16 protein-coding genes are annotated in these 14,714 nt (G+C 66.8%); 15 read left to right on the top strand and 1 reads right to left on the bottom strand.

Annotation, left to right across the window (positions count from 1 at the left end; all coding sequences use genetic code 11):
• Nucleotides 1–131: 131 nt before the first annotated feature.
• From pyrH to lpxB, 13 genes are all read left to right on the top strand, one after another.
• Nucleotides 132–872, top strand: coding sequence for a UMP kinase (gene pyrH, locus AC3A5Z_RS10965; RefSeq protein WP_487519376.1), 741 nt, complete (start codon nucleotides 132–134; stop codon nucleotides 870–872).
• Between the two features lie 97 nt (nucleotides 873–969).
• Nucleotides 970–1,536, top strand: a complete 567-nt coding sequence (gene frr, locus AC3A5Z_RS10960; RefSeq protein ID WP_487519375.1) for a ribosome recycling factor — start codon at nucleotides 970–972, stop codon at nucleotides 1,534–1,536.
• Nucleotides 1,537–1,587: 51 nt separating this feature from the next.
• A complete protein-coding gene (gene uppS / locus AC3A5Z_RS10955) occupies nucleotides 1,588–2,331 on the top strand; it encodes a polyprenyl diphosphate synthase (RefSeq protein ID WP_487519374.1) in 744 nt (247 codons plus the stop codon).
• Nucleotides 2,328–3,137 (top strand): phosphatidate cytidylyltransferase, encoded by an 810-nt coding sequence (locus AC3A5Z_RS10950; protein WP_487519373.1) that lies wholly within the window; start codon nucleotides 2,328–2,330, stop codon nucleotides 3,135–3,137. The genes uppS and AC3A5Z_RS10950 overlap by 4 nt, the downstream gene beginning before the upstream one ends.
• A gap of 6 nt (nucleotides 3,138–3,143) precedes the next feature.
• Complete coding sequence (gene dxr / locus AC3A5Z_RS10945) at nucleotides 3,144–4,328, top strand: 1-deoxy-D-xylulose-5-phosphate reductoisomerase (protein ID WP_487519372.1); 1,185 nt, start codon at nucleotides 3,144–3,146, stop codon at nucleotides 4,326–4,328.
• Nucleotides 4,329–4,333: 5 nt separating this feature from the next.
• Nucleotides 4,334–5,665, top strand: a complete 1,332-nt coding sequence (gene rseP / locus AC3A5Z_RS10940; RefSeq protein WP_487519371.1) for an RIP metalloprotease RseP — start codon at nucleotides 4,334–4,336, stop codon at nucleotides 5,663–5,665.
• 78 nt (nucleotides 5,666–5,743) lie between these two features.
• A complete protein-coding gene (locus tag AC3A5Z_RS10935) occupies nucleotides 5,744–5,881 on the top strand; it encodes a hypothetical protein (protein WP_487519370.1) in 138 nt (45 codons plus the stop codon).
• Nucleotides 5,882–5,998: 117 nt separating this feature from the next.
• Nucleotides 5,999–8,395 (top strand): outer membrane protein assembly factor BamA, encoded by a 2,397-nt coding sequence (gene bamA / locus AC3A5Z_RS10930; protein ID WP_487519369.1) that lies wholly within the window; start codon nucleotides 5,999–6,001, stop codon nucleotides 8,393–8,395.
• Nucleotides 8,395–8,982: an OmpH/Skp family outer membrane protein gene (locus AC3A5Z_RS10925; RefSeq protein WP_487519368.1), complete on the top strand. Its 588-nt coding sequence runs from the start codon at nucleotides 8,395–8,397 to the stop codon at nucleotides 8,980–8,982. Before bamA ends, AC3A5Z_RS10925 begins: the two co-directional genes overlap by 1 nt.
• Before the next feature lie 82 nt (nucleotides 8,983–9,064).
• Nucleotides 9,065–9,532 carry a 3-hydroxyacyl-ACP dehydratase FabZ gene (fabZ, locus tag AC3A5Z_RS10920; RefSeq protein ID WP_444666415.1) on the top strand — a complete coding sequence of 156 codons (468 nt, stop codon included), beginning with the start codon at nucleotides 9,065–9,067 and terminating at the stop codon, nucleotides 9,530–9,532.
• Between the two features lie 4 nt (nucleotides 9,533–9,536).
• Nucleotides 9,537–10,319, top strand: a complete 783-nt coding sequence (gene lpxA / locus AC3A5Z_RS10915) for an acyl-ACP--UDP-N-acetylglucosamine O-acyltransferase (protein ID WP_487519367.1) — start codon at nucleotides 9,537–9,539, stop codon at nucleotides 10,317–10,319.
• Nucleotides 10,316–11,119, top strand: a complete 804-nt coding sequence (locus AC3A5Z_RS10910) for an LpxI family protein (RefSeq protein WP_487519366.1) — start codon at nucleotides 10,316–10,318, stop codon at nucleotides 11,117–11,119. Before lpxA ends, AC3A5Z_RS10910 begins: the two co-directional genes overlap by 4 nt.
• Nucleotides 11,116–12,267 (top strand): lipid-A-disaccharide synthase, encoded by a 1,152-nt coding sequence (gene lpxB / locus AC3A5Z_RS10905; RefSeq protein WP_487519365.1) that lies wholly within the window; start codon nucleotides 11,116–11,118, stop codon nucleotides 12,265–12,267. The genes AC3A5Z_RS10910 and lpxB overlap by 4 nt, the downstream gene beginning before the upstream one ends.
• A 58-nt stretch (nucleotides 12,268–12,325) precedes the next feature.
• On the opposite strand, the gene mnmA is transcribed toward lpxB, so the two are convergent.
• On the bottom strand, nucleotides 12,326–13,465 hold the full coding sequence (mnmA, locus tag AC3A5Z_RS10900; protein WP_487519364.1) for a tRNA 2-thiouridine(34) synthase MnmA: 1,140 nt from the start codon (nucleotides 13,463–13,465) through the stop codon (nucleotides 12,326–12,328).
• 141 nt (nucleotides 13,466–13,606) lie between these two features.
• Between mnmA and sciP the strand changes: the two genes are divergently transcribed.
• On the top strand, nucleotides 13,607–13,885 hold the full coding sequence (gene sciP, locus AC3A5Z_RS10895) for a CtrA inhibitor SciP (RefSeq protein ID WP_487519363.1): 279 nt from the start codon (nucleotides 13,607–13,609) through the stop codon (nucleotides 13,883–13,885).
• Between the two features lie 97 nt (nucleotides 13,886–13,982).
• Complete coding sequence (gene ctrA, locus AC3A5Z_RS10890) at nucleotides 13,983–14,696, top strand: response regulator transcription factor CtrA (protein WP_487519362.1); 714 nt, start codon at nucleotides 13,983–13,985, stop codon at nucleotides 14,694–14,696.
• The last annotated feature ends 18 nt before the right edge of the window (nucleotides 14,697–14,714 follow it).

Below are 14,714 nucleotides of genomic sequence, written 5' to 3'. Positions count from 1 at the left end.
GGGGTGCGGGGGCTGGCCCCCGCTCGCGGTCTGCCGCCGGTGCTGCCATCCGCAGTTGAACCTGCCCGCGTTTTGCGACATTTTGCGCCGCAGTCAAAGTCGAACTCCAGCAAAAAGAACGGGGACAGCCCATGATCACCCAAGGCGCGCCGGCCAGCAAGGCGGTTACCTACAGCCGCGTCATGCTCAAGATTTCCGGCGAGGCTCTGATGGGCGATCAGGGCTACGGCCTGCATCCGCCGACCGTGCAGCGCATCGCCCGCGAGGTGCAGACCGTGCACCAGCTCGGCGTCGAGATCTGCATGGTGATCGGCGGCGGCAACATCTTCCGCGGCCTTCAGGGCTCGGCGCAGGGGATGGAGCGGACCACCGCCGATTACATGGGCATGCTCGCCACGGTGATGAACGCGCTGGCCATGCAGGCGGCGCTGGAATCGCTCGGCATCTTCACAAGGGTGATCTCGGCCATCCCGATGGATCAGGTTTGCGAGCCCTACATCCGCCGCCGCGCCGTGCGCCACCTCGAAAAGAAGCGCGTGTGCATCTTTGCCGCAGGCACCGGCAACCCCTATTTCACCACCGACACCGCGGCGACCCTGCGCGCCAACGAGATGGCCTGCCAGGCGATCTTCAAGGGCACCAAGGTCGACGGCGTCTATGACATGGACCCGCGCAAGCACGCCCATGCAAAGCGTTACGACACCGTGACCTATGACGAGGTGCTGCAGAAGCATCTCGGCGTCATGGACGCCTCGGCCATCGCGCTCGCCCGCGACAACGACCTGCCGATCATCGTCTTCTCGCTCGACGAGCCGGGCGGCTTCTGCGGGATCCTGCGCGGCGAGGGCACCTATACCCGCGTTCACGGCTGAGACGACGCGCCGACCCTATACCCATGCCGCTACGGGGCTGCTATAGAGCGGCAAACCCGCCCTGCGGACCAGACTGCGGAAGCTAAGGAACTACGACATGTCGCAAGATGATCTCGACATCGACCTCGACGCGATCGAGCGCCGGATGGATGGCGCCATGGCCGCGCTGCGCACCGAATTCGGCTCGCTGCGCACCGGCCGCGCCTCGGCCAGCATCCTCGAGCCGATCCAGGTCGACGCCTACGGCCAGATGACCCCGATCAACCAGCTCGGCACGGTGAACGTGCCCGAGCCGCGCATGGTCGTGATCAACGTCTGGGACAAGGCGATGATCTCCAAGGTCGAGCGCGCGATCCGCGACAGCGGCATCGGCATCAACCCGGTGGTCGACGGCCCGCTGATCCGCCTGCCGATCCCCGAGCTGAACGAGGAACGCCGCACCCAGCTGACCAAGGTCGCCGCGCAATATGCCGAACAGGCCCGCGTCGCGATCCGCAACGTCCGCCGCGACGGCATGGACCAGATCAAGAAGGCCAAGGCCGCCGGCATGTCCGAGGACGACCAGAAGATGTGGTCCGACGAGGTGCAATCGCTCACCGACAAGGCCATCGCCGTGGTAGACAAGGCTCTGGAAGCCAAGCAGGCGGAAATCATGCACGTCTGACCGAACAGCCCGACGCGGACGCCCAGACACCTCAGCCAGAAGGGGCAGCAATTGGCCGCCACCGACCCGCGCACCGCGGACCCCAGCCAGCGCAGCGCCGATCATGTGGCGATCATCATGGACGGCAACGGCCGCTGGGCCACGAGCCGCGGCTGGCCCCGGCTCGTCGGGCACCGCAAGGGCGCCGAGCGCGTCAAGGAGATCGTCCGCGCCGCCCCGGATCTCGGAATCCGCTGGCTGACGATCTACGCCTTTTCCACCGAGAACTGGAAGCGCTCGACCGAAGAGGTCCTCGGCCTCATGTCGATCTTCGCCCGCTACATCGAGCGCGAGGCCGACCGGCTTTCCGCCGAGGGCGTGCGGATGCGCTTCATCGGCGACCGCAGCCGGCTCGACGCCAAGCTGCAGCGGCTCATGCTGGGGATCGAGGCGCGCACCGCGCATCACTCGCGGCTGAACCTGACCGTGGCGATCAACTACGGCGGCCGCGACGAGCTGGTGCGGGCCGCGGCGCGCATGTGCCGCGACGTGGCCGAGGGCAAGCTCGATCCGGCCAAGGTCGACGAGGCGGCGCTGGTCGCGCGTCTCGACACCGCCGATCTGCCCGACCCCGATCTCGTGATCCGCACCTCCGGCGAGACGCGCACCTCGAACTTCCTCGCCTGGCAGGCCGCCTATGCCGAGTTCCAGTTCACCCCGACCCTCTGGCCCGATTTCACCCCTGCCGAGCTGAAGGCGATCCTCGACGACTTTGCCGGTCGCGAGCGCCGATTCGGCGGGGTCGGCAAGGGATGAGCCGCCCGCCGAAACCCCGCGGCCGCTGGGGCGACCTGCGCCGGCGGATGATCTCGGCCCTGATCATGCTGGCGGTCGGCGGTGTCGAGATCTGGCTCGGCGGCATGACCTTCGCCGTTCTGGTTCTGGTGCTGACCGGGGTGATGATGTGGGAACTGGCGCGGATGACCGCGCCGGGCAAGGTCCGCGCCAACATCGGCCTCGGCATGATGGCGACCGTGGTGCTCTACGGCGTGCTCGCCCATCCCGAACCCCTCGGCCTGCTGCCGCTCATCGTCCCCTCCATCGTCGGCGTCTGGGTGCCGCGGCGCGACAAGCCGATCTTCTTCTTCTATGCCGCTGCCCTGATGCTCGCGGGCTACGAGCTGATCCATCTGCGCGCCGGTCCGGGCACGCCGACGATCCTCTGGCTCATCGCCGTGGTCGTCGCCTCCGACGTGATGGGCTATTTCGCCGGCCGCAGTCTCGGCGGGCCGAAGTTCTGGCCGCGCGTCAGCCCCAACAAGACATGGTCCGGCACCATCGCGGGCTGGCTGGGTGCGGCATTAGTGGGGCTTGGCTTTGTGCTCTTCACCGATGCAGGCTGGGGCCTCATCGTCCTGTCGCCGTTCATCGCGCTGGCAGGACAACTTGGGGACATCGCCGAAAGCTGGATCAAGCGCCGTTCCGAGGTCAAGGACAGCTCGTCGCTGATCCCCGGCCATGGCGGGGTGCTCGACCGCTTCGACGCGCTGACCGGGGCGGTTCTGGCCGTGCTGGCGCTCGGCCTGGCATGGACGCTGCCGCTGCCGGACATGGGGAACTGACACGACATGCGCAGCCTGTCGATTTTCGGAGCGACCGGCTCCATCGGCGAAAGCACCTTCGATCTGGTCATGCGGCAGGGCGGCCCCGCCACCTTCCGCACCGTGGCCCTGACCGGCGGGCGCAATGTCACCCGTCTGGCCGAGATGGCCCGCGCGCTGCGGGCAGGGCTCGCGGTGACGGCGCATGACGACTGCCTGCCCGCGCTGCGCGAGGCTCTGGCCGGGACCGACATCGAAGTGGCCGCCGGCAGCGCCGCCATCGCCGAAGCCGCCGACCGTCCCGCCGATTGGGTGATGTCGGCCATCGTCGGGGCGGCGGGGCTGGTGCCCGGCATGCGCGCCCTGCGCCACGGCCGCACGTTGGCGCTGGCCAACAAGGAAAGCCTCGTCACCGCCGGCCCCCTCTTGATGGCCACCGCGAAGGCACATGGCGCGACCATCCTGCCGGTGGACAGCGAACATTCCGCGGTGTTCCAGGCACTGCTGGGCGAAGACCCGGCCTGCGTCGAGCGCGTCATCATCACCGCCTCGGGCGGGCCGTTCCGCGACTGGACGCTGGAGCGGCTGCGCGACTGCACCGTGGCACAGGCCATGGCGCATCCGAACTGGTCGATGGGCCAGCGCATCTCGATCGACAGCGCCTCGATGTTCAACAAGGCGCTGGAGCTGATCGAGACGCGCGAGTTCTTCGGTTTCGCGCCCGGACAGATCGAGGCGGTGGTGCATCCGCAGTCGATCGTGCATGCGATGGTCGGCTTCTGCGACGGCGCGATCATGGCGCATCTCGGCCCGCATGACATGCGCCACGCCATCGGCTTCGCGCTGAACTGGCCGGGCAGGGGCGAGGTGCCCGTCGCCCGGCTCGATCTTGCGCAGATCGCGAACCTCAGCTTTCAAGCCCCTGACGAACAACGCTTTCCCGCCCTGCGCCTCGCGCGCGAGGTCATGGCGGCGGGCGGGCTCTCCGGCGCGGCCTTCAATGCCGCCAAGGAGATCGCGCTCGACCGCTTCATCGACGGCAGCATCGGCTTTCTCGACATGGCCGCGGTGGTCGAAGACGCGCTTGCCTTGATTTCGGCACGCGACGGCCTTGGAAATTCCCCGACAGCCCTTGAGGAAGTCCTTGGCATGGACCATCTCGCAAGGCACACGGCGGACGAGGCCGTGCGTGCCCGTCAGGCGAAAAGGTAAAGCAGTTGGATATTATCGGTCTCATCCCCTCCTTCGGCGGGTTGATCTGGACGGTTGTTGCGTTTGTTCTGGCCCTGTCGGTCGTGGTCGCCGTGCATGAATACGGCCATTACATCGTGGGCCGCTGGTCCGGCATCCATGCCGAGGTCTATTCCATCGGCTTCGGGCCGGTGCTCTGGTCGCGCTTCGACAAGCGCGGCACCCGCTGGCAGATCGCGGCGCTGCCCTTCGGCGGCTACGTCAAGTTCCTGGGTGATTCCGACGCCGCCTCCGGCAAGGACAGCCTGACCATCCACGGCCTGTCCGAGCAGGAAAAGGCCCGCACCATGCACGGCGCCCCGCTCTGGGCGCGCGCGGCCACCGTCGCCGCCGGGCCGGTCTTCAACTTCATCCTCTCGATCCTCGTCTTCTCCGCCTTCTTCACCTTCAACGGCGTCGCCACCGATCTTCCGGTGGTGGGCAAGCTGAAGGATCTGCCCTTCACCGGCCAGTCGCTGGAGGAGGGCGACCAGATCCTCTCGGTGAACGGCATCGAGACCCCCGATCTCGACAGCTTCGTCACCGTCGGAACCGAGTTGCCCCCGGCGCCCTCCGCCGAATACCGCGTGCTGCGCGACGGGGCCGAGATGACCCTGCGCGGCCCCTATCCCTTCCCGCCGGTCGCCGACGGGGTGCAGGCCCCCTCGGGCGCACAGGATGTCGGCATGGAGGCCGGCGACGTGGTGCTCTCGATCGACAACACCCCGATCTCCGCCTTCAGCGAGCTGCGCACCGCGGTCGGCGCCTCCGACGGCAGGCCGCTGCTCCTCTCGGTCTGGCGCGACGGCGACACCTTCGAGGTCACCCTCGTCCCCCGCCGGATGGATCTCCCCACCGCCACCGGATTCGAGACGCGCTGGCTCATCGGTCTCTCCGGCGGGCTGTTCTTCGAGCCCGAAACCCGCACCCCGGGCCCGTTCGAGGCGGCCTCGCGCGCCGCGCAGCAGACCTGGACCATCGTCACCACCAGCCTCTCCGGCCTCTGGCACATGATCACCGGCGCGATCTCCTCCTGCAACCTGCAGGGCCCGATCGGCATCGCCGAAACCTCCGGTGCCGCAGCCTCGCAAGGGGCGGCGAGCTTCGTGTGGTTCATCGCCATGCTCTCGACCGCGGTGGGGCTGATGAACCTCTTCCCGGTCCCGGTGCTCGACGGCGGCCATCTGGTGTTCCACGCCTTCGAGGCCGTCACCGGCAAGCCGCCGAGCGACCGCGCCCTGCGCATCCTGATGACCGGCGGCCTCGCGCTTCTGCTCAGCCTCATGGTATTCTCGCTGACCAACGACCTCTTCTGCTGATCTGTCGCAACTCCGCGCCAAATTGATGCCATAATCGGGGCCTATCCCGCAGGGCGATATTTGGCGCGGAGTGACCCGATGCAGACCCTTCTCGACGGCTACCGCGGTCTTTCGCTTCTGCTGACGCTGAATCGCGACTGGCTGGTCATGCTCGGCATGACGGCTGCGGCACTGCTCGCCGCAAGCTGGTTCGGCGCGGCACTGTTGCCGAACTGAGCCAGTCCCGTAATACCCTCCGCTCCAGTTGTTTTCGGCGACTTTGGCCTTTTGACAAAACCGGACATGTCCGGTAGTCAGGAAAACAACAAATAATTTGAGGGCGGGCGAATGGGCATGCGTCGGGCGAGACACGGAATTTCCACGCGCGGCAAGGATCAGCGGGGCGTTGTTAAACCCGCGGCCGTCACGGTTTTCCTAGGCGTTTCAGCACTTTGCGCGGCAGGCGTCTCGCCGGCGCTTTCGCAGAGCTACAGCTTCAGCAATGTGGTCATCGAAGGCTCCACCCGGGTCGACAGCACGACGATCCTCGGCTTTGCCGGAATCGACCGCGGTCAGGACGTTTCGGCCGCCGAATTGAACAGCGCCTATCAGCGGTTGCAGAACTCCGGCCTCTTCGAGAAGATCGAGATCGAGCCGCAGGGCTCCACGCTCGTCATCCGCGTTCAGGAATATCCGACGATCAACGTCATCAACTTCGAGGGCAACAGCCGCCTGAAGGACGAGGATCTGGCCGCACTGCTGCAGAGCCAGTCGCGCCGCGCCTACTCGCCCTCGCAGGCCGAGACCGACGCCGCCGCCATCACCGAGCTCTACGCGACGCGCGGCCGCATCGCCGCCACCGTCAAGCCGCGCATCATCCGTCGCTCCGACAACCGCGTCGATCTGGTCTTCGACATCACCGAAGGCAAGGTCGTCGAGATCGAGCGTCTGTCCTTCGTCGGCAACCGCTCCTTCTCCGACCGTCGTCTGCGTCAGGTGCTGGAGACCAAGCAGGCCGGCCTGCTTCGCACCTTCATCGCCTCCGACACCTTCATCGCCGAGCGGATCGAACTCGACAAGCAGCTCCTGCGCGACTTCTACCTCTCGCGCGGCTACGTCGATTTCCAGGTGCTCGATGCCAGCGCCGAGGTCACGCGCGAACGTGACGCCTTCTTCGTCACCTTCACCGTGCAGGAGGGGCAGGGCTACAACTTCGGTCAGGTCGGCGTCTCGAGCGAGATCGAGGGCCTCGATCCGACCGAGTTCGGCAATCTCATCAGCATCCGCCAGGGGACGACCTACGCGCCCGGCGTCGTCGAGAACAACATCACCCGGATGGAAAACCTTGCCGTCCGCAAGGGGCTGAACTTCGTCCGCTTCGAGCCGCGCGTCACCAAGAACGAGCAGAACCAGACCATCGACATCAACTTCGCGATGGTCCGGGGCGAGCGCGTCTTCGTCGAGCGCATCGACATCGAAGGCAACACCACCACGCTCGACGAGGTCGTGCGTCGCCAGTTCCGCACGGTCGAAGGCGACCCCTTCAACCCGCGCGAGGTGCGCCAGTCCGCGGAACGCATCCGTGCCCTCGGCTTCTTCGGCGACGCGCAGGTGAACGCCGAGCCGGGCAGCAGCCCGGATCAGGTGATCGTCAACGTCGATCTGGAAGAGCAGCCGACCGGCTCGCTCAGCTTCGGCCTCAGCTACGGCGTGCAATCGGGCGCGGGTTTCAACATCGGCTTCGCCGAAAGCAACTTCCTCGGGCGCGGTCAGGCCGTGGGCGTCAACGTCTCCACCGGCACCGACAGCGTGAACTCGTCGATCAGCTTCGCCGAACCGGCCTTCCTCGGTCGCGACCTGCGCTTCAAGTTCAACATCTTCTACACCGAGACCAACAACGAGAACTCGCGCTACGACACGCGCAACATCGGCATCTCGCCCTCGATCGACTTCCCGATCTCCGAGAACGGCCGTCTGGAACTGCGCTACAAGCTCTCGGAAGACGAGATCAGCAACGTCGATGACGGCACGCAGGACAGCAACGACGACGAGCCCGAAGTCTCCTCGATCATCCTGCAGGACGAAGCCGCGCGCGAAGGCCTGCTGACCTCCTCGGTCGGCTATGCCTACAACTACGATACCCGCACCACCGGCCTGAACCCGAACGGCGGCATCCTGCTGCGCTTCAGCCAGGATTTCGCCGGCGTCGGCGGCGACGTGCAGTACATCGCCACCAACGCGCTGGCTCTGGCCGAACGCAAGGTCTGGAACGAGGATGTCACCGTCCGCGCCATCTTCGAGGGCGGCGCCGTGCACATGCTCGACGACAACCCCAGCCGCGTGACCGACCGCTACTTCGGCAACGGCAAGATCCGCGGCTTCGAGGCCAACGGCATCGGCCCGCGCGATCTCAACGTCTCGAACGAGGACGCGCTCGGCGGCAACTACTTCGCGGTGGCACGGCTCGAAGCCGACTTCCCGCTCGGTCTGCCGGAAGAATACGGCATCTCCGGCGGCGTCTTCGTCGACGCGGGCTCGGTCTGGAGCCTCGACAACGCCGATGGCGGCACCAACTCCTCGGACGGTCTCGCCATCATCGACGACGACTTCCACCTGCGCTCCTCGGTCGGTCTCTCGGTGTTCTGGTCGACCCCGCTCGGCCCGTTGCGCTTCAACTTCGCCAAGGCGCTGGTCTCCGAGGATTACGACAAGGAACAGGTCTTCGATCTGACGATCTCGACCAAGTTCTGATGCACCGGCGCGCAAGCGTCCTTGCCGCGGCGATGGCCCTCTGGGCCGTCGCTCCGGCCCCGGCCCAGACCACGGCAGGAACCGCCGTGGCCAGCCAGATCGTGACCGTCACGCAGGAACGGCTGTTTCAGGATTCGCAGATGGGTCAGCAGATCCAGAAGCGCTACGAAACCGCCACCCGGCTCCTGGTGGCCGAGAACCGCCGCATCGAGGCCGATCTGGAAGCGGAGGAGCGCGACCTCACCGCCCGCCGTCCCGGCATGCCCCCCGCCGATTTCCGTGCCCTTGCCAATGAATTCGACAGGAAGGTCGAGGGCATCCGTTCCGCGCAGGAAAGCAAGTCCCGCGCGCTCACCCGTCAGCGCGACGAGGACCGCCAGCGCATGCTGGAGGCCGCGGCCCCGATCCTCGCGCAGATGATGGCCGAACGCGGCGCCGTGGTGCTGGTGGACAAGAGCGCGGTCGTCCTTTCCTTCGAGGGCATCGACATCACCGAAGCCGCCGTCGCGCGCCTCGATTCGGTCCTCGGCAGCGGCACTCCCGACCCGGAAACGCCGCCCGACCTCCCGCCCGCGCCGACCCCCTGAGACGGCACCGCCGCTTGTCTCAGCCCCGCCGAGTTGCTAGGGCTGCCCCGACACGATCCGTCCGCCCGCCAAGGAGACCGCCATGACCGATCAAGCAGCGCCGATGCTGACGGCCGACATCCAGCTGATCCAGCGGATCATTCCGCACCGCTACCCCTTCCTGCTGGTCGACAAGGTCCGCGACATCGTCCCGAACAAGACCGCGACCGGCATCAAGAACGTCACCTTCAACGAACCGCAGTTCCAGGGCCATTTTCCCGGCACCCCGATCTTCCCCGGCGTGCAGATCATCGAGGCGCTCGCCCAGACCGCCTGCGTCCTCGTCGGCGTCTCGCTCGATCTCGCCGACAAGAACATGCTGGTCTATTTCATGGGCATCGACGCCGCCAAGTTCCGCCGCAAGGTGATCCCCGGCGACGTGCTCGAGCTGCGCGTCGAGGTGAAACGCGGCGGCGGCAAGGTCTGGAAGTTCACCGGCAGCGCCACCGTCGAGGGCGAGCTTGCCGCCGAATGCGAATTCACCGCCATGATGGACATGCCGAAAGGGTGACCCGATGACCGAGATCCACCCCAGCGCGCTGGTCGATCCCGCCGCCACCCTGGGCGAGGGCTGCCAGATCGGCCCCTTCGCCATCATCGGCCCCGAAGTCACGCTCGGAAAGGGCGTCGTGGTGAAAAGCTACGCCGTCGTCACCGGCTGGACCGAGGTCGGCGACGAGACGGTGATCTTCCCCTTCGCCGTGGTGGGCGAGGTTCCGCAGGACCTGAAATACAAGGGCGAGCACACCCGCCTCATCGTCGGCGCCCGCTGCCGCATCCGCGAGGGCGCGACGCTGAACATCGGCACCGAGGGCGGCGGCGGCGTGACCCGCGTCGGTGACGACTGCCTGTTGATGACCGGCAGCCATGTCGGCCATGACGCGACCCTCGGCAACCGCGTCATCCTCGCCAATCAGGTCGCCATTGCCGGTCATTGCTGGCTCGGCGACGACGTGATCGTCGGCGGGCTCTCCGGCATCCACCAATGGGTGCGGGTCGGGCGGGGCGCCATCATCGGCGCCGTCACCATGGTGACCAACGACGTGCTGCCGCATGGTCTGGTGCAGGGCCCGCGCGGCGAGCTCGACGGGCTGAACCTCGTCGGTCTCAAGCGCCGTGGCGTCGGTCGGCCCGAGATCACCGCGCTGCGCGCCGGCTACCAGATGCTGGCGCAGGGCGAGGGCACCTTCCTCGACCGCGCCCGCCGGCTCTCCGAGGAGACCGACAGCACCCATGTGCGCGAGATGACCGATTTCATCCTCGCTGCCACCGACCGCTCCTTCCTGACGCCGAAATGACCCGCACCGCGATCATCGCCGGCTCCGGCGCCCTGCCGCGCCTGCTCGCCGCCGAGCTGGGCAACCCGCTGATCGCCAGTCTCGACGGCTTCGCGCCCGAAGGCCTGACCCCCGACGTGGTGTTCCGCATCGAACGGCTGATGCCCTTCCTGCGGCATCTGGAGGATGCGGGGGTCACAACCGTGATCTTCGCCGGGGCGGCGGCGCGCCCGCGTCTCGACCCGGCGCTGTTCGATCCGCAGACGGCGCAGATGGTGCCGCGTCTGTTGCAGGCGATGCAGGCGGGCGACGACGCGACGCTGCGCGCGGTGATCGGCATCTTCGAGGAGGCGGGCTTCGCCGTGAGCGGCGTGGCGGATGTGGCCCCCGGCCTCGTGCCCGGCCCGGGTCTGCTCTGCGGCACGCCGTCGGAGGCCGACAACGCCGATGCCGACCGCGCCGCCCGCATCGTCGCGGCGCTCGGCAGCGTCGATGTGGGGCAGGGCGCCGTGGTGGCCCAGGGCCTCTGCCTCGCCGTCGAGGCGCTGCCCGGTACCGACGCCATGCTCGACTGGGTGGCCCAGACCGCCCGCCGCCCCAATCCGCAGGGCGCGAAGGGTGTGTTCTACAAGGCGCCGAAGCCCGGTCAGGACCGCCGCATCGACCTGCCCGCGCTGGGGGTGGAGACGGTGCGCCGCGCCGCCGCTGCGGGGCTTGCCGGCATCGTCTGGCAGGCGGGCGGCGTCATCACCCTTGACCGGACAGCGATGCTGGCCGAGGCTGAGGCTCACGGTCTCTTTCTCTGGTCCCGCGAGCCATGAAATTCTTCCTGATCGCCGGGGAGCCTTCGGGCGACCGCCTCGGCGCGGCCCTGATGGCAGGGCTCAAGGCCCTGTCGCCCGGCGTCCGCTTCTCCGGTATCGGCGGCCCGCTGATGCAGGCCGAGGGGCTCGAGAGCCTGTTTCCGATGGAAGAGCTCTCGGTGATGGGCATTGCCGAGGTGCTGCCGAAATACTTCGCACTGAAGCGCCGCATCGCCGAGGCCGGGGCGGCCTGTCTCGCCGCCGATGCCGATGCGCTCATCACCATCGACAGCCCGGATTTCTGCCTGCGCGTCGCCGCCATCGTCAAGCAGGCGCGCCCTGAGCTGCGCACCATCCACTACGTCGCCCCCTCGGTCTGGGCGTGGCGCCCGAAACGGGCGCAGCGCATGGCGCGGGTCATCGACCATGTGCTCGCCCTTTTGCCCTTCGAGCCGCCCTACATGACCGCCGCCGGGATGACCTCGGATTTCGTCGGTCATCCGGTGGTGGCCGAGCCCTTGGCGAGCGACGAGGAGGTGGCGGCGCTGCGAGCCCGGGCCGGCAGCGGCCCGATGCTGCTGGCCTTGGCCGGCTCGCGCCGCTCCGAGGTGACGCGCCTCGCCCCGGTCTTCGGCGAGACGCTGCGCATCCTGCAGCACAGCCATCCCGGCCTCTCGGTGGTGCTGCCCACCGTGCCGCATGTGGCGGCTCTGGTGCGGCAACTGGTGGCCGACTGGCCGATCCACCCGCTGGTGATCGAGGATGCGGCCCTGAAGCGCGCCGCCTTCCGCGCCGCCGATGTGGCGTTGGCGGCTTCCGGCACGGTCTCGCTGGAGCTCGCGGCCAATACCACGCCGATGGTCATCGCCTATGACATGCACCCGGTCTCGATGTGGCTGATGCGCCGCGCGGCGCTGATCGACACGGTGACGCTGGTCAATCTGGTGTCCGAGACCCGCGTCGTGCCGGAATTCCTCGGCAAGGACTGCCGCCCCGACCTGATCGCCCCGGCGCTGATGGCGCTGCTCGACCAGAGCGGCGGCCGCGCGGCGCAAGCCCGTGCGATGTCGGTGACGATGGAGCGTCTCGGTCAGGCGGGCGAGCCTCCGGGCCTGCGCGCCGCGCGCTCGGTCCTCTCGGTGCTGAAGCCCTTGCCAAAAAGTTAACGCGGAACAGAAAACCGTTTCGCGTCAATGTCTTGTGGCGATTTTCACGCGCGAAACATCAACGCCCGCGCCAGATCCAGCCGCCGCCCAGAACCCGGCTGCCCTCGCTGGCATAAAAGACGCAGGCCTGTCCTGCGGAAACCCCGTCCTCGGGGCTCAGCAGCTCCACCTCGGCCTCGGTGGCCGAAATCGGCCGGATCACCGCCTCGCGCGGCGCCCGGGTGGAGCGGACCTTGACCATGACATGCCATTCCTTCTGGCTGTCGAAAGCCCCGTCTCCCAGCCAGTTGATCTCCCGTACCGGGATCGTCCGCGTCGACAGCGCGGCCTTCGGCCCGACGATCACCCGCCGCAACTCCGGATCGAGCCGGACCACATAGAGCGGATCCTCCAGTCCCCCGATCCCCAGCCCCCGCCGCTGCCCGACGGTATAATGGATGACCCCGCGATGCTGGCCGAGCACATTGCCCGCCATATCCACGATCTCGCCCGGATCGGCAGACCCCGGCCGCAGCTTCTCGATCACCGCGGCATAGTCGCCGTTGGGCACGAAACAGATATCCTGACTGTCCGGCTTGTCCGCGACAGGCAGCCCATATTTCGCCGCCAGAGCCCGCGTCTCCGCCTTCGAGCCCAGATGCCCGAGCGGGAAGCGCAGGTAATCGAGCTGCTCCGCCGTGGTCGAGAACAGGAAATAGCTCTGATCCCGCGCCGCATCCGCCGCCGAATGCAGCTCCGCCCCCGCCGCGCCGACCTTCCGCTGGATATAATGCCCGGTCGCCATGCAGTCGGCGTCCAGATCCTTCGCGGTCTGCAGCAGATCCTTGAACTTCACCCGCTCATTGCAGCGGATGCAGGGCACCGGCGTCGCCCCGGCGAGATAGGCATCGGCGAACTCGTCGATCACCGCCTCGCGGAAGGTGTTCTCGTAATCCAGAACGTAATGCGGAAACCCCATCGCCTCCGCCACCCGCCGGGCATCGTGGATGTCGCGCCCGGCGCAGCAGGCGCCCTTCTTGGCCAGCGCCGCCCCGTGGTCGTAAAGCTGCAGCGTGACGCCCACCACGTCATAGCCTTCCTCGGCCAGCTGCGCCGCCACCACCGAGCTGTCGACCCCGCCCGACATCGCCACCACCACCCGCGTGGCGGCCGGCGGCTTGGCAAAGCCCAGAGAATTCAGCGGATGATCGAGCGGCATGGCGCACCTGTCGGGGGAAGGGCCGCGGCTGCGGCAATCGCCTGCCAATATAGGAAAATGCAACCTAGTCTCAACCCCTCCGTTTCACCCTTGCTTAAACCTCCTCGGTGACTCTGGGACGAGTGGACGAGGATTTCGCCGATGTATCTCAAGAAAGTTGACGGTCCGCGTCAGGTCACCTTGCCGGACGGGACCATCCTGACACGCGCCGACCTGCCGCCGTCCGACACCCGGCGCTGGGTGGCCAGCCGCAAGTCGGTGGTGGTCAAGGCGGTCGTCCACGGGCTGATCACCCAGACCGAGGCGATGGAGCGGTACGCTCTCTCGGAAGAGGAGTTCGCCCTGTGGCGTTCTGCCGTGGAGTCTCACGGCGACAAGGCACTTAAAGTCACGACGTTGCAAAAATACCGGCACCTTTAAATCCGAACATGCCATAAGCTTGCTGTCAGTAACGAGTGATTAACCATTGGTCCGCCATGCTGTTAATCGAAGTGCACCCCGGTCCGGAGCGTTAGGGATGAGAATATTACTGGTTGAGGACGACCCCACGACATCGCGCAGCATCGAGCTGATGCTAAGCCACGCTAATCTCAACGTTTATTGCACCGACCTCGGTGAAGATGGCGTCGATCTGGCCAAACTCTACGACTACGATCTGATTCTGCTCGATCTCAATCTGCCGGACATGAGCGGGCATGAAGTGTTGCGCCAGCTCAGACTGGCCAGAATCGAAACGCCGATTCTCATTTTGTCAGGCGCGGATGATACCGAAAGCAAAATCAAGGGCTTCGGCTTCGGCGCCGACGATTACCTGACCAAACCCTTCCACCGCGAGGAACTGGTGGCGCGGATCCATGCGATCATCCGCCGCTCCAAGGGCCATGCCCAATCGGTGATCCGCACCGGCAAGATTCAAGTCAATCTTGATGCAAAAACCGTGGAAGTCGAAGGCAAGGCGGTGCATCTGACCGGAAAGGAGTATCAGATGCTCGAACTGCTTTCCCTGCGAAAGGGCACGACGCTCACCAAGGAAATGTTCCTGAATCATCTTTATGGCGGGATGGACGAGCCCGAATTGAAGATCATCGATGTATTTATTTGCAAACTTCGTAAAAAGCTCGCGGAAGCGACGGGGGGGCAGAGTTACATCGAAACGGTCTGGGGCAGGGGGTATGTGCTGCGCGATCCGGCTCCGGCGGAGGTGGAACGAAGGCTGGCGATCGGCGCCTGAGGCTGGACGCGGGACGGG

Source organism: Cereibacter sp. Soil_C_27 (assembly GCF_057657095.1).
Note: the sequence above shows the minus strand (reverse complement) of the source record. Positions and strands in the feature narration are given on the sequence as shown.

Excerpts from the sequence above, each read along its gene's own strand:
- fabZ (WP_444666415.1), top strand. The coding sequence starts at position 9,065 with ATGACCGATCAAGCAGCGCCGATGCTGACGGCCGACATCCAGCTGATC.
- AC3A5Z_RS10910 (WP_487519366.1), top strand. The coding sequence starts at position 10,316 with ATGACCCGCACCGCGATCATCGCCGGCTCCGGCGCCCTGCCGCGCCTG.
- frr (WP_487519375.1), top strand. The coding sequence starts at position 970 with ATGTCGCAAGATGATCTCGACATCGACCTCGACGCGATCGAGCGCCGG.
- dxr (WP_487519372.1), top strand. The coding sequence starts at position 3,144 with ATGCGCAGCCTGTCGATTTTCGGAGCGACCGGCTCCATCGGCGAAAGC.
- pyrH (WP_487519376.1), top strand. The coding sequence starts at position 132 with ATGATCACCCAAGGCGCGCCGGCCAGCAAGGCGGTTACCTACAGCCGC.
- sciP (WP_487519363.1), top strand. The coding sequence starts at position 13,607 with ATGTATCTCAAGAAAGTTGACGGTCCGCGTCAGGTCACCTTGCCGGAC.
- AC3A5Z_RS10935 (WP_487519370.1), top strand. The coding sequence starts at position 5,744 with ATGCAGACCCTTCTCGACGGCTACCGCGGTCTTTCGCTTCTGCTGACG.
- AC3A5Z_RS10950 (WP_487519373.1), top strand. The coding sequence starts at position 2,328 with ATGAGCCGCCCGCCGAAACCCCGCGGCCGCTGGGGCGACCTGCGCCGG.
- bamA (WP_487519369.1), top strand. The coding sequence starts at position 5,999 with ATGCGTCGGGCGAGACACGGAATTTCCACGCGCGGCAAGGATCAGCGG.
- lpxA (WP_487519367.1), top strand. The coding sequence starts at position 9,537 with ATGACCGAGATCCACCCCAGCGCGCTGGTCGATCCCGCCGCCACCCTG.
- ctrA (WP_487519362.1), top strand. The coding sequence starts at position 13,983 with ATGAGAATATTACTGGTTGAGGACGACCCCACGACATCGCGCAGCATC.
- mnmA (WP_487519364.1), bottom strand. The coding sequence starts at position 13,465 with ATGCCGCTCGATCATCCGCTGAATTCTCTGGGCTTTGCCAAGCCGCCG.
- AC3A5Z_RS10925 (WP_487519368.1), top strand. The coding sequence starts at position 8,395 with ATGCACCGGCGCGCAAGCGTCCTTGCCGCGGCGATGGCCCTCTGGGCC.
- lpxB (WP_487519365.1), top strand. The coding sequence starts at position 11,116 with ATGAAATTCTTCCTGATCGCCGGGGAGCCTTCGGGCGACCGCCTCGGC.